At 71.7% G+C, this 18,675-nt stretch carries 19 protein-coding genes and 1 tRNA gene; 11 read left to right on the forward strand and 9 right to left on the reverse strand.

Translation table 11 applies throughout. The features are described from left to right. From nuoN to IEY98_RS07205, 4 genes are all read left to right on the forward strand, one after another. Positions 1 to 1,530, forward strand: coding sequence for an NADH-quinone oxidoreductase subunit NuoN (gene nuoN / locus IEY98_RS07190; RefSeq protein WP_373292356.1), 1,530 nt, complete (start codon positions 1 to 3; stop codon positions 1,528 to 1,530). Between the two features lie 123 nt (positions 1,531 to 1,653). After that, entirely contained in the window at positions 1,654 to 2,658 is a 1,005-nt protein-coding gene (locus IEY98_RS07195; RefSeq protein ID WP_189209432.1) for a polyprenyl synthetase family protein, read from the forward strand. A gap of 147 nt (positions 2,659 to 2,805) precedes the next feature. Next, positions 2,806 to 5,157 carry a sunset domain-containing protein gene (locus IEY98_RS32440; protein ID WP_229786655.1) on the forward strand — a complete coding sequence of 784 codons (2,352 nt, stop codon included), beginning with the start codon at positions 2,806 to 2,808 and terminating at the stop codon, positions 5,155 to 5,157. A 76-nt stretch (positions 5,158 to 5,233) separates the two neighbouring features. After that, positions 5,234 to 5,665: a sunset domain-containing protein gene (locus IEY98_RS07205; protein ID WP_189209433.1), complete on the forward strand. Its 432-nt coding sequence runs from the start codon at positions 5,234 to 5,236 to the stop codon at positions 5,663 to 5,665. A gap of 73 nt (positions 5,666 to 5,738) precedes the next feature. Here the strand turns inward: IEY98_RS07205 and IEY98_RS07210 are convergent, their stop codons facing one another. The 4 genes from IEY98_RS07210 to IEY98_RS07225 form a co-directional block, all read right to left on the reverse strand. Beyond that, positions 5,739 to 6,797, reverse strand: coding sequence for a 2-oxoacid:ferredoxin oxidoreductase subunit beta (locus IEY98_RS07210; protein WP_189209434.1), 1,059 nt, complete (start codon positions 6,795 to 6,797; stop codon positions 5,739 to 5,741). Continuing rightward, entirely contained in the window at positions 6,794 to 8,689 is a 1,896-nt protein-coding gene (locus tag IEY98_RS07215; RefSeq protein WP_189209435.1) for a 2-oxoacid:acceptor oxidoreductase subunit alpha, read from the reverse strand. Before IEY98_RS07215 ends, IEY98_RS07210 begins: the two co-directional genes overlap by 4 nt. 188 nt (positions 8,690 to 8,877) lie before the next feature. Further along, positions 8,878 to 9,612: an enoyl-CoA hydratase gene (locus IEY98_RS07220; RefSeq protein ID WP_229786656.1), complete on the reverse strand. Its 735-nt coding sequence runs from the start codon at positions 9,610 to 9,612 to the stop codon at positions 8,878 to 8,880. A 41-nt stretch (positions 9,613 to 9,653) separates the two neighbouring features. Next, the gene (locus tag IEY98_RS07225) at positions 9,654 to 10,103 is read right to left on the reverse strand and encodes an Lrp/AsnC family transcriptional regulator (protein WP_189209437.1); all 450 of its coding nucleotides are present in this window, start codon (positions 10,101 to 10,103) and stop codon (positions 9,654 to 9,656) included. 75 nt (positions 10,104 to 10,178) lie between these two features. On the opposite strand from IEY98_RS07225, the gene ddaH reads away from it, so the two are divergent. Both ddaH and IEY98_RS07235 read left to right on the forward strand, forming a co-directional pair. After that, positions 10,179 to 11,042 (forward strand): dimethylargininase, encoded by an 864-nt coding sequence (gene ddaH, locus IEY98_RS07230; protein ID WP_373292336.1) that lies wholly within the window; start codon positions 10,179 to 10,181, stop codon positions 11,040 to 11,042. A 145-nt stretch (positions 11,043 to 11,187) separates the two neighbouring features. Continuing rightward, the gene (locus IEY98_RS07235; RefSeq protein WP_189209438.1) at positions 11,188 to 11,469 is read left to right on the forward strand and encodes a hypothetical protein; all 282 of its coding nucleotides are present in this window, start codon (positions 11,188 to 11,190) and stop codon (positions 11,467 to 11,469) included. On the opposite strand, the gene IEY98_RS07240 is transcribed toward IEY98_RS07235, so the two are convergent. Together IEY98_RS07240 and IEY98_RS07245 are read right to left on the reverse strand one after the other, a co-directional pair. Beyond that, a complete protein-coding gene (locus tag IEY98_RS07240; RefSeq protein ID WP_229786657.1) occupies positions 11,466 to 12,011 on the reverse strand; it encodes a TetR/AcrR family transcriptional regulator in 546 nt (181 codons plus the stop codon). The genes IEY98_RS07235 and IEY98_RS07240 overlap by 4 nt on opposite strands. Positions 12,012 to 12,016: 5 nt before the next feature. Beyond that, on the reverse strand, positions 12,017 to 13,426 hold the full coding sequence (locus tag IEY98_RS07245; protein ID WP_373292338.1) for an amidase: 1,410 nt from the start codon (positions 13,424 to 13,426) through the stop codon (positions 12,017 to 12,019). Between the two features lie 8 nt (positions 13,427 to 13,434). On the opposite strand from IEY98_RS07245, the gene IEY98_RS07250 reads away from it, so the two are divergent. Both IEY98_RS07250 and IEY98_RS07255 read left to right on the forward strand, forming a co-directional pair. After that, on the forward strand, positions 13,435 to 14,196 hold the full coding sequence (locus tag IEY98_RS07250) for a siderophore-interacting protein (protein WP_189209441.1): 762 nt from the start codon (positions 13,435 to 13,437) through the stop codon (positions 14,194 to 14,196). Between the two features lie 46 nt (positions 14,197 to 14,242). Then, on the forward strand, positions 14,243 to 15,067 hold the full coding sequence (locus IEY98_RS07255) for a M48 family metalloprotease (protein ID WP_189209442.1): 825 nt from the start codon (positions 14,243 to 14,245) through the stop codon (positions 15,065 to 15,067). Here the strand turns inward: IEY98_RS07255 and rfbA are convergent. The 3 genes from rfbA to IEY98_RS07270 form a co-directional block, all read right to left on the reverse strand. Then, positions 15,030 to 15,911, reverse strand: coding sequence for a glucose-1-phosphate thymidylyltransferase RfbA (rfbA, locus tag IEY98_RS07260; protein ID WP_189209443.1), 882 nt, complete (start codon positions 15,909 to 15,911; stop codon positions 15,030 to 15,032). The genes IEY98_RS07255 and rfbA overlap by 38 nt on opposite strands. A 19-nt stretch (positions 15,912 to 15,930) precedes the next feature. Then, positions 15,931 to 16,140, reverse strand: a complete 210-nt coding sequence (locus IEY98_RS07265) for a hypothetical protein (RefSeq protein WP_189209444.1) — start codon at positions 16,138 to 16,140, stop codon at positions 15,931 to 15,933. A 70-nt stretch (positions 16,141 to 16,210) separates the two neighbouring features. After that, positions 16,211 to 16,702, reverse strand: a complete 492-nt coding sequence (locus IEY98_RS07270; RefSeq protein ID WP_189209445.1) for a YajQ family cyclic di-GMP-binding protein — start codon at positions 16,700 to 16,702, stop codon at positions 16,211 to 16,213. A 128-nt stretch (positions 16,703 to 16,830) separates the two neighbouring features. On the opposite strand from IEY98_RS07270, the gene IEY98_RS07275 reads away from it, so the two are divergent. The 3 genes from IEY98_RS07275 (at position 16,831) to IEY98_RS07285 (ending at position 18,336) form a co-directional block, all read left to right on the forward strand. Continuing rightward, positions 16,831 to 16,911: transfer RNA gene (locus tag IEY98_RS07275), tRNA-Tyr, on the forward strand. A gap of 378 nt (positions 16,912 to 17,289) precedes the next feature. Further along, positions 17,290 to 17,772 (forward strand): hypothetical protein, encoded by a 483-nt coding sequence (locus IEY98_RS07280; protein WP_189209446.1) that lies wholly within the window; start codon positions 17,290 to 17,292, stop codon positions 17,770 to 17,772. 111 nt (positions 17,773 to 17,883) lie between these two features. Further along, positions 17,884 to 18,336 (forward strand): hypothetical protein, encoded by a 453-nt coding sequence (locus IEY98_RS07285; RefSeq protein ID WP_189209447.1) that lies wholly within the window; start codon positions 17,884 to 17,886, stop codon positions 18,334 to 18,336. Positions 18,337 to 18,675 lie beyond the last annotated feature (339 nt).

Genomic DNA, 18,675 nt, shown 5'->3' on the forward strand with positions numbered 1-18,675 from the left:
ATCGAGCCGCCGCCGGTCGGCGCGGTCTGGCCGATCCTGATCATCCTCGCGGCGGCGTGCGCTGGCGTGCTGGTGGAGGCGTTCCTGCCCAAGCACCAGCGCTGGTCGACGCAGGTCGTGCTGACCCTGCTGGCCATCGTCGGCGCGGGCGCGGCCCTGGCGGGCTACATCGTCGACGCGCCGGAGGCCGGTGAGCTGGCCATGTACGGCACGCTCGCCGTCGACGGCCCGGCGCTGTTCCTGTGGGGCACGCTGCTGGCCCTGTCGGTGGGCGCGGTCCTGTTGATCGCCGACCGCTCGGTGGAGCCCGGCGGCGCCTTCGTGGCGACCGCCGCCATCCGCCCCGGGACGGTGCAGGACCGGGCGCAGGTCCAGTCGACCGGCATGCAGACCGAGGTCTTCCCGCTGACGCTGTTCGCGCTCGGCGGCATGATGATCTTCTGCGCGGCCAACGACCTGCTGACGATGTTCATCGCGCTGGAAGTGCTGTCGCTGCCGCTGTACCTGATGTGCGGCCTCGCCCGGCGCCGCCGCCTGCTCTCCCAGGAGGCGGCGGTCAAGTACTTCCTGCTCGGCGCGTTCGCCTCGGCGTTCTTCCTCTACGGCATCGCGCTGCTGTACGGCTACTCCGGCTCGGTGCGCCTCGCCGACATCGGCGCGGCCGCCGCGGGCACCGACCGCTCGGACACGCTGCTGTTCGCCGGGCTCGGCCTGCTGGTCGTCGGCCTGCTGTTCAAGGCGTCCGTCGGCCCGTTCCACACCTGGACCCCGGACGTCTACCAGGGCGCGCCGACCCCCGTCACCGCGTTCATGGCCGCGTGCACCAAGGTCGCCGCGTTCGGCGGCATCCTGCGGGTCCTGCAGGTGGCCTTCGAGTCGACCAGCTGGGAGTGGCGCGGCGTCCTGTGGGGCATCGCGATCATCTCGATGGTCGTCGGCGCGGTGCTGGGCCTGACCCAGACCGACGTGAAGCGGATGCTGGCCTACTCCTCGGTGGCGCACGCGGGCTTCCTGCTCATCGGGGCCATCGCGCTGACCGAGAAGGGCCTGTCGAGCACGCTGTTCTACCTGCTTACCTACGCCTTCACCACGCTGGCCGCGTTCGGCGTCGTCAGCCTGGTCCGCGGCCCGGACGGCGAGGCGACGCACCTGTCGCAGTGGGCGGGCCTGGCGAAGCGGTCGCCGCTGGTGGCGGGCGTGTTCACCTTCCTGCTGCTGGCCATGGCGGGCGTCCCGCTGACCTCCGGCTTCGTCGGGAAGTTCGTGGTGTTCGAGGCCGCGCTCTCCGACGGGATGGCCCCGCTGGTCGTCATCGCCCTGGTCGCCTCGGCCGTGGCGGCGTTCTTCTACCTGCGGGTGATCGTGCTGATGTACTTCAGCGCCCCGGCGGAGGACGGCCCGACGGTCACCGTGCCCGGCGCCTTCACCACGGCGGCGATCACCCTCGGCGTCATCGTCACCCTGCTGCTGGGCGTCGCCCCGGCGTTCGCCCTGGACTGGGCGGCGGGCGGCGCTTTCGCCATCCGGTAGTTCCTGCGGTCGACGGACGGGCGCGGTCGGACATCGACCGCGCCCGTCCGTCGTGTCCGGCCATGACGCGCGCCACTCCCGTTGGCCTGAACCGGGTCAAGGCGGGCAAGTAGGCTCGCGGCTGTGTCTGCCACCGAGAACGTCCTGCCCGCGTCGTTGGGCTTGGAGAACGCGGACCCCGAGCTGACGGCCACCGTCGTCGACGGGCTCCGTCGGGTCGAGGACCTGCTGCGCAGCGCCGTGCACAGCGACGTCGAGTTCGTCGACGAGGCCGCGCTGCACCTGGTGCGGGCCGGTGGCAAGCGGTTCCGCCCGCTGTTCACGCTGGTGGCCGCGCAGTTCAACGCGGGCACCACCGACGAGGTCATCGCCGCGGCCGCGGCCGTGGAGCTCGTGCACCTGGCCACGCTGTACCACGACGACGTCATGGACGAGGCCACCATGCGCCGCGGGGACGCCAGCGCCAACGCGCGCTGGGACAACTCGGTGGCGATCCTGACCGGCGATTTCCTCTTCGCCCACGCGTCGATGCTGGTCGCCGACCTCGGGCCGCTGGCGACCCGGGTCATCGCCGAGACGATGCGCGAGCTGGTGACCGGGCAGATGCGCGAGACCGTCGGCCCGCGCGACGAGGACCCGATCGCGCACTACCTGTCGGTGATCGGGCAGAAGACCGGTTCGCTGATCGCGACCGCTGGCCGCTACGGCGCGATGTTCTCCGGCGCGGACGCCGCGCAGGTCGAGACCCTGCACCGGGTCGGCGAGATCATCGGCGCGGCGTTCCAGATCTCCGACGACGTCATCGACATCGCCTCGCCCGCCGCCGAGTCCGGCAAGACGCCGGGCACCGACCTGCGCGAGGGCGTCCGGACGCTGCCGATGCTGTACGCGCTGGCCGAGGACCCCGACCCGAGGCTGGCGAAGCTGCTCGCGGGCCCGATCACCGACGACGCCGCCGTCGAGGAGGCGCTGGGGCTGCTGCGCGTCTCGCCCGGCCTGGTCCGCGCCCGGCAGACCCTCGACGACTACACCGCGCGCGCCGACGCCGAACTGGCGACGCTGCCGGACTCCCCGGCCCGGGAAGCGCTGCACCTATTGACACGCTACGTGGTCGCACGAACGCACTGAGCGCTATAACGACGCTATCTCGGCGCGGTATCGGAATCCGTTCGCCGAAATGCGTGGCTCGCGCACGCCGGGAAAGGCGGCGCAGTAGCCTCTCCTAGTCGCTGAGCGGGCGGGCGCGCGGCTCGACCGGGAAGGAGAAGTGGCACGATGCCGTTCTTCGGGCAGGTGTGGCTGTGGAGCCTCGCCGGTTTCCTGGTCGGCGCGCTCCTGTGCTGGGCGCTGGTGGCCCGACCCGCCCGACGGCGCGTCATCGAGCTGGAGGACAGCCTCGCCGACGCGCGCAGCCGCCGTTCCGAGCCGGTGTCCACCGCCTACCAGGCCGAGCGGCCCTACGACGAGTTCGACCCGGACGACTACCCGGCGACCAAGACCGCCGCGCCCGCGCTGCTGCCCGGTTTCGACCGGGGCGAGGACTCCCCGGCCGAGCGGCACGACGACCTCGACCGCGACGAGCCCGATCTGCTCGCCCCCGCCGAGGCCGCCGACGAGCCGGACGAGCCGCCCGCCGTCGCCGCCGTCGAGTCGACCCAGCTGATCGACACCCCGCCGGTCGCCCCGCACCCGCCGGTCGAGGCGCCCGCCGAGGTCGAGCCGGAGTGGATCCCGGTCGCCGAGCGCTTCGACGTCTCCCGCCTCGACGCGGACAGCCCCGACGACGAGCACCTCGTCGACGACCTCCCCGAGCCCGGCACGGGCACGATCTTCACCCAGCACACCACCCCGATCTCCGGCAGCCTGATCCGCGACCTCGACCAGGACTCCTCCCTGGTCGACGACCTCGACGACGACATCGACCCCCACCGCGGCGCGCTCACCCCCGAGGACGAGCAGGAGTGGGCCGACCCCTCGACCCGCTATTTCCCCTCCGTGGGCGGCGAGGACGACCCCGACGACCACCGCGCTTCCCGGGACTCGCGACACCGGGCCGAGGACACCGAAGCCCAGCACCGCGCCCCGGACACAGAGCACCGAGCACCCGAGACCGAGGCGTTCCCCAAGCGCACTCCCGGCGATGCGCTCCCGAAGCGGACCACGGCCGACCCCCTCCCCAAGCGCGGCGCCGACGTCCACCCCACGCGCAGCACCCACGACGCCCTCCCGAAGCGCGCCGCTGCCGAGGCCGACTCCCTGCCCAAGCGCGCCGCTGCCGAGGCAGACGCCCTGCCCAAGCGCACCCCGGGCGATGCCGACGCGCTTCCCAAGCGCACCCCCGGCGACGCCGACGCCCTCCCGAAGCGGACCCCGGCAGGCGAGTCGACGACGTTCGCCCAGCGCCCGCCGATGTTCACCCCGGCCACCGAGCCCGAGCGGGCAGGCTTCCCCGAGGGCGCGACCGAGCAGACGATCTACAGCCCTCCCGTCCGCCCGGACACCGACCGCGAGCAGTTCCCCGCCCGCCCCGGCGCCGAGTCGGAACAGACCCAGTACAGCCCGGCCGCCCGCCCCGACAGCGAGCCGTTCAGCCCCCCGGCCCGCCCAGGCGCCGAGGCCGAGCAGACCCAGTACAGCCCGGCCGCCCGCCCCGACACCGACCACGACCCGTTCGGCCAGGCCCGCCCCGGCTCCGACCAGTCGCCCCACAGCCCCGCTGCCGAGCGTGACCGGTTCGGTCAGGCGCGTTCGGGTTCCGACCAGTCGTCCCACAGCGCCGCCGCGGAGCGCGACCCGTTCGGGCAAGCGCGTTCGGGTTCCGAGCAGGCGTCCCACAGCCTTGCCGCCGACCGTGACCCGTTCGGGCAGGCGCGCGCCGGGGCCGAGCAGGCCACCGCCGCCGAGCGGGAGGCGGGCGGACAGGGCCGTGCAGGCTCCGAGCCCACCGTCTACAGCCCCGCCGCCCGCCCCGACGGCGCGGCCGCGCACAGCCCGGAGGCGACCCGGCACAGCCCCGCCGCGCGCGTGGACGCCGAGCCGGAGCCCACCATGTTCGCCCCCGTCGTGCGGCCGGACGCCGAGGCGGACCCGAGGGCGGGCAGGCACCAGATGGAGCCCGAGCCCGCCGCCCAGCCCGCCGCGCCGCAGGCGGGCGCGCTGCCCAAGCGCGTGCCCAAGAAGCCCGGCGACCGGTTCCCGTTCGGCGTGCGCACCTCCACCCCGGAGCCCAAGCCCGCCCCGACGTCCGCGGCCACCGCCACCCGGGAGCCCGCCGCCGAGTCGGAGCCCGACCGCGTCCGCTCGCTGTTCGAGCCGGTCCGTCCGGCCGACGAGAGCGGGGCGGCCAAGGCGCCGGTGCCGCCGCCGAGCCGGGCGCGCCGCGGCCGGGCGTCGCAGGTGCTGCCCGGCGGCGTGGACACGTTCGTCCCGCCGGGCCCGTTCGGCCCCGGCTCGGCGATGCCGCTGCCCGGCGGCAACTCCCCGTCGAGCGAGTACCGGGTCAAGGCGAGCGTCACGGCGCTGCGGTACTGCTCCCCGGAATCGCCGAAATTCGACCGCACGGTCGCCGAGGTCTGGTTCCGCACGGTCGCCGACGCCGAGCGCGTCGGGTTCCGCCCGCTGGCTTGACCGGTCCGGCGCGTTCCCTCGGCTCGCGGTGATCGTTCCAGAGTGATAGAACGAGGACCGGGCTAGGAGGAATGTGGTGCGTCGACCCCTCGTGCTGTGTCTGCTGTCGTTCCTGCTCGGCGGCGTCGCCGTCTGGCTGTACCGGCGGCGCGGCTCCGCGGCCGACGCGCGCACCGTCGACGACCCGCCGACCGGCCGCATCCCCAGGGCGACCACCGAGGGCAGGCTCACCGGCACCCTCGACGACCTGCTGAACGACGACGTCCTGATCGACCACAACGCCTACGACGAGCGCTGGGCCGCCGTCGAGATCGCCCCCGGCCCGCACCCCGGCTCCGCCTTCCCGCTCCCCGACGGCGGCGCCCCCTCCGACGAGTACACCGTCAAGGGCGTGGCGGACCGCTTCCACACCACCGAGTCCCCGCACTACCCCCGCGTCCGGGCCCAGCTGTGGTTCCGCAACCCCGCCGACGCCGAACGCGCGGGCCTGAGCCGCTGGGACGCCTGAGCCGCCAGGCCACCCCCGAGAACGGAACCGGCCCCCATCCTCCACGAGGACGGGGGCCGGACGTTTCCCGTGGTCAGCCGACGACGGTCCAGGTGTCCTTGCCGCGCAGCAGGGACTGCAGGTCGGTCGGCTTGGCCTCGCGGGCCTCGGCGACCTGCGCGCGGGCCAGGTCGTCGTAGGTCTCGCGCCGCACCGAGCGGAAGACGCCGGTGACGGTGTGGCTGAGGTCCTGGGTGGACAGCCGCGACAGGGCGAAGGCGTAGGACGGGTCGGTGGCGTGCGCGTCGTGCACGACGAGCGCGTCCTCGCCGACCTCCTCGACCTTGGCGACCTCCAGCGCGCCGAAGCCGGAGCGGACGACGCCGTACTCGCCCTCGGCGCCGAAGCGGATCGGCTTGCCGTGCTCCAGCGGGATGAGCCGCTGCTCGGCCTGGCCGGGCTCCTTGAGCACGTCGAACGCGCCGTCGTTGAAGATCGGGCAGTTCTGGTAGATCTCCACCAGCGCCGACCCCCGGTGCTCGGCGGCCTGCCGCAGCACCTCGGTGAGGCCCTTGCGGTCGGAGTCGAGCGCGCGGCCGACGAAGGTGGCCTCCGCGCCGAGCGCCAGCGACACCGGGTTGAACGGGTAGTCCAGCGAGCCCATCGGGGTCGACTTGGTGACCTTGCCGGTCTCCGACGTCGGCGAGTACTGGCCCTTGGTGAGCCCGTAGATCCGGTTGTTGAACAGCAGGATCTTCAGGTTCACGTTGCGGCGCAGCGTGTGGATCAGGTGGTTGCCGCCGATGGAGAGCGCGTCGCCGTCACCGGTGACGACCCACACCGACAGGTCCGGCCGCGCGGTGGCCAGGCCGGTGGCGATGGCCGGGGCGCGCCCGTGGATCGAATGGATCCCGTAGGTGTTCATGTAGTACGGGAACCGCGACGAGCAGCCGATGCCGGAGACGAAGACGATGTTCTCCCGCTTGAGCCCGAGCGACGGGAGGAACGACTGCACGGCGTTGAGCACGACGTAGTCACCGCAGCCGGGGCACCAGCGCACTTCCTGGTCGGACTTGTAGTCCTTGGCCTTCTGCGGTTCGTCGGCTGCGGGCACGCCCGCAAGACCGGGCAGACCCAGGTCGATCGTGGTCACGCGGCATCGGCCCCTTTCGCGATGTCCAGCAGCACGCCCTGCAGTTCCTCCGCCTTGAACGGCAGCCCTGCCACCTTGGTGTAACTGATGGCGTCCACCAGGTATTTCGCCCGCAGCAGCAGCGCCAGCTGGCCGAGGTTCATCTCCGGCACCACGACCTTGTCGTAGCGGGAGAGGACCTCGCCCAGGTTGCGCGGGAACGGGTTCAGGTAGCGCAGGTGGGCCTGGGCGACGTCGTGCCCGAGCTTGCGCACCCGCCTGCACGCCGCGCCGATGGGCCCGTAGGAGGAGCCCCAGCCCAGCACCAGCGTCTTGGCCTTGCCGGACGGGTCGTCGACGGTCAGGTCGGGGACGGTGATGCCGTCGATCTTGGCCTGGCGCAGCCGGACCATGCGGTCGTGGTTGTCCGGGTCGTAGGAGATGTTGCCGGTGCCGTCGGCCTTCTCCAGGCCGCCGATGCGGTGCTGCAGGCCCGCGGTGCCCGGGACGGCCCACGCGCGGGCCAGGGTCTCGGGGTCGCGCAGGTACGGCAGGAACGCGCCGTCGGCGCCGTTGGGCTCGGTGGCGAACTCCACCGACAGGTCCGGCAGGTCCTCCACGTCGGGGATCAGCCACGGCTCGGAGCCGTTGGCGATCGCGCCGTCGGAGAGCAGGAACACCGGGGTGCGGTAGGTCAGCGCGATCCGCGCGGCCTCCAGCGCCATGGCGAAGCAGTCGGCGGGGGACTGCGGCGCGAGCACCGCGACCGGCGACTCGCCGTTGCGGCCGTAGAGCGCCTGCAGCAGGTCGGCCTGCTCGGTCTTGGTCGGCAGGCCCGTCGACGGGCCGCCGCGCTGCACGTCGATGATCACCAGCGGCAGCTCGGTCATCACCGCGAGGCCGATCGTCTCCGACTTCAGCGCCACGCCCGGGCCGGAGGTGCTCGTCACGCCGAGCGCGCCGCCGTAGGAGGCGCCCAGCGCCGCGCCGATGCCCGCGATCTCGTCCTCGGCCTGGAAGGTGGTGATGTTGTAGTGCTTGAGCTTGCTCAGCTCGTGCAGGATGTCCGAGGCCGGGGTGATCGGGTAGGTGCCCAGGAACACCGGCAGCCGCGACTGCTCGGCCGCGGCGACGACGCCGTAGGCGAGCGCGGTGTTGCCCGTGATCTGCCGGTAGGTGCCCGGGTTCAGCTTCGCGGGGGCGACCTCGTAGGTGACGGCGAACGCCTCGGTGGTCTCGCCGTAGTTCCAGCCCGCGCGGAAGGCCAGCACGTTGGCCTCGGCGATCTCGGGCTTGCGGGCGAACTTCTCGCGCAGGAACCGCTCGGTGCCCTCGGTGGGCCGGTGGTACATCCAGGAGAGCAGGCCGAGGGCGAACATGTTCTTGCAGCGCTCGGCGTCCTTCTTGCCCAGGCCGGTCTCGGCGAGCGCGCCCTGGGTCAGGGTGGCCATCGCCACCTCGTACACCTGGTACTGCGACAGCGACTCGTCTTCCAGCGGGCTGACGTCGTAGCCGACCTTGGAGAGGTTGCGCTTGACGAACTCGTCGGTGTTGACGATGAGGATGCCGCCCGCGGGCAGGTCGGCGATGTTGGCCTTGAGCGCGGCCGGGTTCATCGCCACCAGCACGTCCGGCCGGTCGCCCGGGGTGAGGATGTCGTAGTCGGCGAAGTGCACCTGGAAGCTGGAGACGCCCGGGATCGTGCCCTGCGGGGCGCGGATCTCGGCCGGGAAGTTGGGCATCGTGGACAGGTCGTTGCCGAAGGCCGCGGCCTCGGAGGTGAACCGGTCGCCGGTCAGCTGCATGCCGTCGCCGGAGTCGCCCGCGAAGCGGATCACCACCCGGTCCAGCTTGGTCACCCGGGTCGGCCTGGGCGTCGACCCGGCCGCCCCTTCGTCGAGACTCGTGCTCATCGATTCCTCTCCTGCCCGACGCTCCTGGCCTCCCGCCGCGCGCCCGAGGGTAGTCCTGCCCGCTGGACGGCCGGTCAAGCGTGGCCAGCGCCGCCCACTATCCCGGTCCCACCTGATATGTACCTGATTTTACTGTAACCCCGGGTTACAGTATCTCGGATGCCGGACGGTCCCATGTGTGGATTGTCTCAGCCCCGCTTGGTGATCCGCTCCTTCATGGCTGCCAGGAGTCGGGCGAATTCGGGGGTGTCCATGGACGCCACCTGCGCGATCAGCTCCGCGGCGATCGCGTCGTCGTGCGCGGACATCGCCGCGGTCGCGCGCAGCGTCCGCTTGGTGGACAGCACGAGATCGCGGGGCGCAGCGGCCGCCGCCTCCGCCGCGCCGACCGCGGCGGCCACCGGGTCGTCGGCGACCTCGTGCGCCAGGCCGATCCGCTTGGCCTCCTCGGCGTCGGGGATGTGCCTGAGCAGCGTCATCGCCGTCGCGGCCTGCGGTCCGACCAGGCGCTGCAGCATCCAGGTCATGCCGCCGCCGGGGTGGATGCCCAGCTGCAGGAAGCGGGCGTCGAAGCGGGCCATCGGCCCGGCGATGCGCACGTCGGCGGCCAGCGCCAGGTTCAGCCCGGCTCCCACGGCGGCCCCGTTGACCGCGGCGATGGTCGGCAGCGGCGACCGGGCGACGGCCAGGAAGCCCGCGTAGATGCGCTTGAGCCCCTCTTCCCTGGACTCGCCGAGCACGGTCAGGTCGGCGCCCGCGCAGAAGGCGGGCGGCGCGCCGGTGACCACGATTGCGTTGACAGCCGGGTCCTCGGCGCATCCGTCGACCAGGTCCGCCAGCTCCGCGGACATCGCCAGCGTCAGCGCGTTGCGCCGGTCGGGGTCGTCCAGGGTGATGACGGCCACGCCGTCGCGGCGCTCCATCCGTACGGTCTTTCCCGCTGATTCCGCCATGTCCGGTGAACCTACTGAGGTTCCGGCGCGGGCAGGCGTTCGAGGAGTGTGGAAAGCACCACGGTGGAGATGGTCCTGGACACCATGTCCACCGCGCGCAGCCGCTCCAGCGCGTCCTCGAGGTGGTGGATGTTCGCCGCGCGCAGGTGCACTATCGCGTCGGCCGCGCCGGAGACGGTGTAGGCGGCGACGACCTCGGGCAGCGGCTCCAGCCGCTGGCGGATGCGGTCGGGGGAGACGTTGCTGTCGCAGAACACCTCGACGAACGCCTCGGTGCCCCAGCCCAGCGCCTCCGGGTTGACCACCGCGGTGAACCCCTTCAGCACCCCGGCCTCCAGCAACCGGTCCACCCGCCGCTTCACGGCGGGCGCGGAGAGCGAGACCGCCTTGCCGATCTCGGCGTAGCTGGACCGCGCGTCCTTCACGAGCTGCGCAACGATCCGCTGATCAATGGCATCCATACGCAACATTATGTAGCTCTATCCGCAACGCAGCGACGTTGTTCGCGGGTATACCTCGCCCATACATTTCGATCCATGACCACTGCGTCCCCCCAGGTCGTCCTCTCGGTGGCCGAGCGCGTGCCCACCACCCGGCGCTACCTCATGTGCGAACCGCGGCACTTCACCGTCGAGTACGTGATCAACCCGTGGATGGACCCCAGCAAGCCGGTGGACACCGATCTGGCCATCGCGCAGTGGACAGCGCTCAAGTCGGTGTACGAGTCCCTCGGCCACACCGTCGAGACGATCGAGCCCGTGCCCGGCCTGCCCGACATGGTCTTCAGCGCCAACTCCGGCACCGTCATCGACGGCCGCGTGCTCGGCGCCCGCTTCCGCGCCGCCCAGCGCTCCGCCGAGGCCGACCACTACCGCCGCTGGTTCCTGGAGGCGGGCTACCGCGACGTGACCATGCCGTCGCGGATCAACGAGGCCGAGGGCGACTTCGCCTGGACCGGCTCGCTCCTGCTGGCGGGCACCGGCTACCGCACCGACCCGGCCGCGCACGCCGAGGCCCAGGAGGTCCTCGGCGTCCCCGTGGTGTCGCTGCAGCTGGTCGACCCCCGCTACTACCACCTCGACGTCGCCCTGGTCGTCCTCTCCGAGGCCACCGCCACCCGACCCGCCCACATCGCGTACTACCCGGAGGCGTTCTCCGCAGGGACCCAGCGCGTCCTCGCCCGCCTCTTCCCCGACGCCATCCGCGCCACCGAGGCCGACGCCGCCTGCCTGGGCCTCAACGCCGTCTCCGACGGCCGCAACGTGGTGATCGCCCAGGAGTCCACCCACCTGATCACCGAGCTCCAGGCCAACGGCTACACCGTCCTCCCCGTGGACATCTCGGAACTGCGCAAGTCCGGCGGCGGCCCCAAGTGCTGCACGATGGAACTGCGCGGCTGATCGACCCCGGACGGGAAAGCGGCTCCCGGTGATCGCCCTGGGAGCCGCTTTCCATCAACCCCCCGGTCACCCCATCGGCTGGACTCGACCCGCTCCGCCGGGCGTCTGCGCTGGTGGGACGGGGTGCGCGGCCAGAATCGGGGCTGTGCATAGGGACTGCGTGGCGACCGCGCTCATCGGGTACGGGCGGTTGAGCATCGGGCTCGTGGAGAAGTTCGCCAGGGACATCGAGAACCTCGTCGCCGCCTGCTTCTGCCCCCGGTGCGGCCGCGGCCCGCAGGGGGAGTGGGCGAGCGCGTCCATGGCCACCAGCGACGGCTGCATCGCGATCTGCGACGCCTGCGCCACCCAGGAGACGATCGTCGAGCTGTCCACCGGGGTGGTCCCGCCCCTGGCCACCTGGCCGACGCTCAACCGCAGGCGCTAGGCGGCCACGAGCAGGCGCAGCGCGTCCGCGACCGTCGTCGGGCCGGACGTCCCCGTGGCCAGGCGGCGCAGCTGCAGACCCGCGATCAGCGCCACCACGGGACCGGCCATTCGGGCCGGGTCCGGCACACCGAGCGCGGAGAGCACCGCGGTCGCCAGGGCGTCGTAGGCGGCGAAGCAGGTCGCGGCGGCCTCGCGCAGCGACGCGTCGCGGCCCGCGTGGATGTAGAGCTCCAGGGGCGCGATCTCCTCGCTGCCGAACGCCGTGCTCTCGACGATCCGCTCCACCAGCGCCGCGGCGTCGTCCACCGAGATCACCGACCGGTGCGCCTCGGCGACCGAGGCCAGCCGCGCGGTCTCCTCGGCGACGAACAGCAGCATCGTCTCCCGCAGCAGCGAGGTCTGCGTGTCGAAGTGGTAGGTGATCGACCCCAGCGACACCCCCGCCTCGCGGGCGATGCGGCGGTTGGTCACCCCGGCGACGCCCTCCGCGCCGATGACCCGGAGCGTCGCGCGGAGGATCTCGGTGCGGGTGTCGCCCATGCCGGTCATCGTATGGGCGGACGTGTCGCCGCCCAGTCCGACGCCGCCTCCAGCTGCGCGGCCAGCGAGATCAGCAGCGGCTCGCTGTCGGCGGGCCCGAGCAGCTGCGCCCCCACCGGCAGTCCCGACGGCGTGAACCCGGCGGGCACGTTCACCCCCGGCCAGCCCAGCACGTTCCACGGCCACGCGAACGGGCACGCCGTCACCACCCGCCGGTCGGTGCGCCAGCCGGGCAGGCCGTCGATGCTGCCGACGGGCAGCGGCGGCGTCGCCGTCGTCGGGGTCAGCACGACGTCGAACTCGGTGAAGACCGCCCCGATCCGGCGCGCGAAGAACCCGAGCGTGGCCCGGGAGGCGCCCAGGCCGTGGCCCAGGAGCCTGCCGACGCGGCCGTTGTGCCGGGTGCGCGCGTCCAGCAGCGCCGCGTCCGGCACCCGCCGCGTCCAGTCGTGGATGCCGCCGAAGGACCGCGGCAGGAAGCTGAGCCCGATCAGCCCGTACGCCGGGTCCGCGACCGACACCGAGTGCCCCAGCGACATCAGCGTCCGCGCCACCGCGTACACCGCCGCCCGCACGTCCGGGTCCACGCGCACGCGGAACGCCGTGAACGCGGGCCGCATGGACAGCGCGATGCGCAACGGCCGCACAGGCGCCGTCACCGCCGCCGAGTAGTCGCCGCCGGTCAGCACGTCCAGCAGCAGCGCGGCGTCGGCCACCGTCCGCGCCAGCGGGCCCGACGTCGTCAGGCCGTGGAACAGCTCCGGTTCCGGCGCGGTCGGCACCAGCCCCCGGGTCGGCTTGATGCCCACCAGGTTCGTCCACGCGGCCGGGATCCGGATGGAGCCCGCGCCGTCGGAGCCCACCGCCGCCGGGACGATCCCCGCCGCGACCGCCGCGGCCGAGCCGCCCGACGACCCGCCGGGGCTGTAGTCGGGGTTCCACGGGTTGCGGGTCGCGCCGAAGCTGCCCTCGGTCACCGGCCACTGGCCGAACTCCGGGGTGTTCGTCTTGCCGATGATCACCGCGCCCGCGGCCTTCACCCGCCGCACCAGCTCGCAGTCGGCCTCCGCGACCGGGAAGTCGCCAGCGCAGCCGAACGCCGTGGGCGCGCCCGCCAGGTCGACGTCGTCCTTGATGGCGATCGGCACGCCGAGCAGCGGCAGCCGCTCACCGGCCGCCAGGCGCTCGTCCGCGGCCTTCGCCTCGACCAGCGCCTCGGACGCGCGCAGCAGCCGGAAGGCGTTCAGGTCGCTGTCCGTCGCGGCCTTGAGGGCCTTGCCGACCAGGTCGGACGACGTCGTCAAGCCGTCGGAGAGCAGTTGCGCGGATTCGGCGAGACCGGCCATGTCCACTCCCTTGTTCGTACGAACGAACAGTACCCGGGTTTGGCCAGCCCGCAAGCCGCGCGCGACCATGAGAACCGATGAGCACAGACCACCCCCGCAGGCGTTCCCGCAGGCCCGAGCCCCGCCTCTGGCGGGTCCCCGTCGCGGCCGTGACCCGCGTCACGCCGAAGATGGCCAGGGTCACCGTCAAGCACGAGTCGCTCAAGGCGCTCGACGACGTCCGGACCGACCAGAACGTCATGCTCTACCTCTACCCCGAGGGCGCCGAGCTGCCCGACACGCTCGCCGACGCCCGCGCCCGCTGGTCCCAGGTCCGCCCGCTGACCAGGACATACACCCTGGCCAGGCACGACGGCGACGAGGTCGACTTCGACTTCGTCCTGCACGGCGACAGCGGCCCGGCGTCGGCGTGGGCAGCGCGCGTCCGGCCGGGCGACGAGATGATCTTCGTCGGCCCCTCGCCCGCCTACCGGCCCGACCCGGACGCCGACTGGTACCTGCTCGCAGGCGACGAGACCGCCCTGCCCGCCATCGCCGCCATCCTGCGCGAGGTGGACAAGCCCGTGCGCGCCTTCGTCGAGGTCGCCGACGCGGCCGAGGAACAGCCCGTCGACGGCGTCACCTGGCTGCACCGCGACGGCGTCCCGGCGGGGGAGAGCACCGTGCTCGTGGACGCCATCCGCGCCGCCGACCTGCCCCCCGGCCTGCCGGAGGTCTGGATGGCGGGCGAGCGCGCGGCGATGCTCGCCGTGCGCTCGCATCTGCTCGACGACCGCGGCTACCCGCGCGCCCGTGTGCGCCCCACCACCTACTGGCGGCGCGGCGAGAGCGGGAACTAGGCGCCGCCGCGATCCGTTGGTACACCGGACCGGGAGGAGGAATCGCATGCGGACCGCCTTGCTGCTCAGCGGGATCAGCGCGCTGCTCCTCCTCGTCGGCGCGCTGTTCGACGCCGTCTGGCTCGCGCTCGCCGCCGCGGCCCTCCTCGTCGCCTACGCGCTCGGCGCGGCCGACCGGATAGCCCTGCGCGCCATGCGGGCGCGGCCGGTGTCGCAGGCCGAGCACCCCCGGCTCTACGCCATCGTCCGCGAGCTGGCGACGACCTCCCGCAAGCCCATGCCCCGGCTCTACGTCAGCGCCACCGCCGCGCCGAACGCCTTCGCCGTCGGCCGCGGCCCCCGCAGCGCCGCCGTGTGCTGCACGACCGGGCTGCTGGAGCTGCTCGACGACCGCGAGCTCCGCGCCGTCCTGGCCCACGAGGTGGCGCACGTGCACCGCCGCGACACGCTGGTCGCCAGCGTCGCCGGGGCGCTCGCGGGCATCATCGCCGTGGTCGGGGGCGCGGCCGCGCTCGTCGGCGGCGACGATGACGACGACGGGCTGTGGGGCGCGCTCGCCGTCGCCGTGCTCGGCCCGGTCGCCGCGCTCGTCGTCCGGCTCGCCATCAGCCGCTCCCGCGAGTTCCGCGCCGACGCCGACGCCGTGAGGCTGACCGGCGACGCCGACGCCCTCGTGGCCGCCCTGCGCAAGCTGGACGCGGGCACCCGCGCCGCGCCGCTGGCGCCCGCTCCCGCGCTGGTCGCCCAGGCCCACCTGATGGTCGTGAACCCGTTCCCCGCCGACTCGGCGCTGGCCCGGCGCTTCGCCACGCACCCGCCGATCGACGAGCGGGTCAGCCGGTTGCGCCCGCGGCCCGCGCCACGCTCATGACGTACTCGCCGTAGCCGGACTTGGCCAGCTCCCGGCCCAGGGCCAGGCACTCGTCCGGGGTGATGAAGCCCTGTTCGAGGGCGATCTCCTCGATGCAGGCCACCCGCACGCCGGTCCGGTGCTCCAGGGTCTGCACGAACTGCCCGGCCTCCAGCAGCGAGTCGTGCGTGCCGGTGTCCAGCCAGGCGAACCCGCGGCCGAGGTCGACCAGCTTGGCCCGGCCCTGCCGCAGGTACTCCAGGTTGACGTCGGTGATCTCCAGCTCGCCCCGCGCCGACGGGGTCAGCCCCCTGGCGATCTTCACGACCTGGTTGTCGTAGAAGTAGAGCCCGGTGATGGCCCGGTTCGACCGGGGCGCTGCGGGCTTCTCCTCGATGGAGACCAGCCTGCCCTCGGCGTCGACCTCGCCCACGCCGTAGCGCTCGGGGTCCTTGACGCGGTAGCCGAACAGCGTGGCGCCGTCGAGGGTCGCCACGCACTCCTGCAGCTGCTCGGTGAAGCGGTGGCCGGAGAAGATGTTGTCCCCCAGCACCAGCGCGACGTCGTCGTCGCCGATGAAGTCCGCCCCGATGATGAACGCCTCGGCCAGCCCGTTCGGCTCGGGCTGCACCGCGTAGGAGAAGCGCATCCCCAGCCGCGCGCCGTCGCCCAGCAGCCGCTTGAAGTTCGGCAGGTCGACGGGCGTGGAGATGATCAGCACGTCCCGGATGCCCGCCAGCATCAGCACCGAGAGCGGGTAGTAGACCATCGGCTTGTCGTAGACGGGCAGGAGCTGCTTGGACACCGCCTGCGTGATCGGGTGCAATCGGGTGCCGCTGCCCCCGGCGAGGACGATGCCCTTCATCCCAACTCCCCTCGTAAGGTCACCAGATCGATTCTGGCTCCCCCGCCGCCTCCAGCCGCTCCCGTTCGGCCCGAAGTGTGAGCAAGTCGGCCCGCACGTCGCAGGCCCGGTGGAACCGGGCCCGGTCGCGCATCGCCAGCGCCAGGTCGATGGCCTGGTTGGCACACGCCAACCGCCGGTCGATCTCGGCCAGACCAAGGTGGCCCGCCCGCGCCACGGTGTCACGCATGGTGTCCTCCTCTCCTAGGAGGTCACCATGCGCCCGCGCCGACTGGGTTATCCGCTCTCAGCGTGCGGTGTTACCGGTAGTTGGTGAATTGCAGCGCGATCCCGAAGTCCGCTGCCTTCAGCAGGGCGATGACGTCCTGCAGGTGGTCCTTCTTCTTGCCCGAGACGCGCAGCTGGTCGCCCTGGATCTGGGCCTGGACGCCCTTGGGGCCCTCGTCGCGGATCTTCTTGGCGATCTCCTTGGCCTTCTCGCTGGAGATGCCCTGCACCAGCGTGCCGGTGACCTTGTGCACCTTGCCGGACAGCGCCGGGTCGCCGATGTCGAACGCCTTCTGCGAGATGCCGCGCTTGATCAGCTTCTCCTTGAAGACCTCGATCGCCGCCTTGCACCGCTCCTCGGTCTCGGCCTGGAACGAGATGGCCTCCTCCCCGGCCCAGGCCACCTCCGCCCCGGTGTTCCGGAAGTCGAACCGCGTCGCCAACTCCTTGGCCGCCTGGTTCAACGCGTTGTCGACCTCCTGCCGATCCACCTTGCTCACCACGTCGAACGACGGGTCCGCCACGTGCCTCGCACCTCCACGCCTGAAACCGAGTGGGTGGCCGATGCTACCGCCGCCCCCAGGGGTCCCCCGCTGGAACCCGCCCAGACCGATTGGGTATGGTTTCCCCCGTCCGGCACGCACCGGACCCCGGCGGGTTGCCCGAGCGGCCAATGGGAGCGGACTGTAAATCCGTCGCGAAAGCTACAGAGGTTCGAATCCTCTACCCGCCACACCAGCGCAGAAGCCCCTGTGACCAGCGGTCACGGGGGCTTCTCATGTCATACGGCTGGCGCCCGGGGGTGGCACGCACTGGGCGACCCTGTGGCCTGCCCTGGGGTGCCTAGCCCCTCTTGGCGCCGTCGGGGCTCTGCTCGTCGTCGGGATGCCGTCTCGTATGGGTGTCACGATGGTCATTACTCGGGCACCTGCGATTATCGAGTCTTCGGGCAGGTCAGACTATCCGTACGTAGAGTGCCGTCACCGATGACCCATTTGGCCGCCAGGGTGGGCTGATTGTGTGGAAATCGATCCAGAAAGTGTCGTGGGGAATTACGACGTGTTAGCCTTCGAAAGTCCTGCTGGGGTTCAACTTCACTGTTGGAGGGACTGTGCGCGCGAAGCGCAGGTTGAGTGGCAGAGCATTGGTCGTCGCGGCCTTGTTGGCGTTTGTGAACCTCCTGTCCATGACCGGCTCGGCTTCGGCTGATCCATATTGGCAGGTGTACTTGTTCACCTTGAAGTTCCATTGCACCGATCGGGACGAGGACTGGCACGACGTGGGTTACAACGCGGTGGGGCGCGCCTGCATCGTAGTCAATGGAAACAGCGTGCAAGCCGTGGCAACCGCGATCAACTACGAGAACGTGCCCCACGAGATCGAAGCGACCGACGTGAAGTTGTACGTGAACGGCCAGCTCATCTACGACCGTCACTGCTACCGGAGCAACCTCGCCGCCGGTGAGGGGGCGAATTGTTATGCCCCTACCAACTCCTACCCCTGCGGGACGTACGTGCAGGCTTTCGTGACGCTGTACCACGGTGTGACACCGAAGGAAATCTGGTCGCCGACGAAAACGGCCTGCGTCACCTGAGGCTGACTGCTCGAGAACACCCCTGCTTATGCCCCGTGACAGCTAGTCGGGAGGCGCGAGGTTGCCAGCAGGGCAAGGACGGCCGATTTCATTCTACATTCTGGGGTTCTGATGAGAATTATCGCATTCGCGGCTGCGCTGCTGTTCGCGAACGTGGTGGCTATGGCGGCGCCAGCGGCCGCTGATCCCTACTGGCAGGAGTTGTATTCTGACAACAAGTTTCACTGCGCCTCCCAATCCTGGCTGAACGACGGGTACAACGCCCGCGGCGAGGCGTGCGTCGTCGTCAACGGGAACAGTGTCCAAGCGGTCGCGCACGCATTCAACAACGAGCCGGTCGCGCACGTCATCGAGGCTCCGCACGTCATGCTTTACAAGGACGGAAGCCTCATCTACGACCGCTTCTGCTACGAAAGCGCGCTCGGCATCTACGACAGCGCGTCGTGTTTCGCGCCGACCCTGAATTACCCGTGCGGGACCTATGTCCAGGCGCGGGTGACCATGCGGCACGGCGGCTTCTCGCGGACCTGGTGGTCGCCCACGCGTCAGGTGTGCTCGACGTGAGGCCGTCGGACGGTAAGACCATCAGCGGGATGACCGTGAGAGATCGCGTGGCGGGTTCTTCGTCCCGGACGATGTGCACCTGATGCCGGTTCTCGTCACGCGGTGAAGTGAGGAGTCCCCGGTGGGCCGAGGCCCGCCGGGGACTTTCGTGTGCGCACGACCGATGCGGCGTCAGCCTTCATCAGCGACGAGATTGCGCAACCGATGGTTGCGCAACCGTGTCTCGATGTGCAACCCTTGGTTGCGTCGAGGGTGGGAGCGGGCGGCGTTCGCCGCGAAGTGGGACCGGCGGTGGCCAAGTGCGTCGTCGGGGTCGGTGAGACAAGCGATGGGGAGAAG

It is taken from the genome of Actinokineospora fastidiosa, assembly GCF_014648415.1.
Taxonomy (GTDB): Bacteria; Actinomycetota; Actinomycetes; order Mycobacteriales; family Pseudonocardiaceae; genus Actinokineospora; species Actinokineospora fastidiosa.

Excerpts from the sequence above, each read along its gene's own strand:
- ddaH (WP_373292336.1), top strand. The coding sequence starts at position 10,179 with ATGACCACTGCGTCCCCCCAGGTCGTCCTCTCGGTGGCCGAGCGCGTG.
- rfbA (WP_189209443.1), bottom strand. The coding sequence starts at position 15,911 with ATGAAGGGCATCGTCCTCGCCGGGGGCAGCGGCACCCGATTGCACCCG.
- IEY98_RS07250 (WP_189209441.1), top strand. The coding sequence starts at position 13,435 with ATGAGCACAGACCACCCCCGCAGGCGTTCCCGCAGGCCCGAGCCCCGC.
- IEY98_RS07220 (WP_229786656.1), bottom strand. The coding sequence starts at position 9,612 with ATGGAGCGCCGCGACGGCGTGGCCGTCATCACCCTGGACGACCCCGAC.
- IEY98_RS07255 (WP_189209442.1), top strand. The coding sequence starts at position 14,243 with ATGCGGACCGCCTTGCTGCTCAGCGGGATCAGCGCGCTGCTCCTCCTC.
- IEY98_RS07240 (WP_229786657.1), bottom strand. The coding sequence starts at position 12,011 with ATGGGCGACACCCGCACCGAGATCCTCCGCGCGACGCTCCGGGTCATC.
- IEY98_RS07265 (WP_189209444.1), bottom strand. The coding sequence starts at position 16,140 with ATGCGTGACACCGTGGCGCGGGCGGGCCACCTTGGTCTGGCCGAGATC.
- IEY98_RS07245 (WP_373292338.1), bottom strand. The coding sequence starts at position 13,426 with ATGGTCGCGCGCGGCTTGCGGGCTGGCCAAACCCGGGTACTGTTCGTT.
- IEY98_RS07215 (WP_189209435.1), bottom strand. The coding sequence starts at position 8,689 with ATGAGCACGAGTCTCGACGAAGGGGCGGCCGGGTCGACGCCCAGGCCG.
- IEY98_RS07225 (WP_189209437.1), bottom strand. The coding sequence starts at position 10,103 with ATGGATGCCATTGATCAGCGGATCGTTGCGCAGCTCGTGAAGGACGCG.
- IEY98_RS32440 (WP_229786655.1), top strand. The coding sequence starts at position 2,806 with ATGCCGTTCTTCGGGCAGGTGTGGCTGTGGAGCCTCGCCGGTTTCCTG.
- IEY98_RS07285 (WP_189209447.1), top strand. The coding sequence starts at position 17,884 with ATGAGAATTATCGCATTCGCGGCTGCGCTGCTGTTCGCGAACGTGGTG.